At 45.6% G+C, this 226-nt stretch carries 1 protein-coding gene; it reads left to right on the forward strand.

What is annotated here, in order from left to right:
- Positions 1-226: isocitrate/isopropylmalate family dehydrogenase (locus HJW02_RS13210; protein WP_243760034.1), on the forward strand; the 226-nt coding region annotated here is incomplete at both ends.

The following is a 226-nucleotide window of genomic DNA, read 5'->3' on the forward strand; positions in this document are numbered from 1 at the left end:
GTCACAAAGTAAGTTACGAATATGCAATCTGTGGAGCTGATGCGATTGATAAAGTAGGCAATCCGTTTCCGGAAGCAACTTATCAGGTTTGTAAAGAGGCGGATGCTGTTTTGTTCTCTGCCGTAGGTGATCCGAAATTTGACAATGATCCTACTGCCAAGGTACGTCCGGAGCAAGGTTTGCTGGCTATGCGTAAGAAACTGGGTCTTTTCGCTAATATCCGTCC

Source organism: Akkermansia sp. GGCC_0220, assembly GCF_017566105.1.
Classification (GTDB): domain Bacteria; phylum Verrucomicrobiota; class Verrucomicrobiia; order Verrucomicrobiales; family Akkermansiaceae; genus Akkermansia; species Akkermansia massiliensis.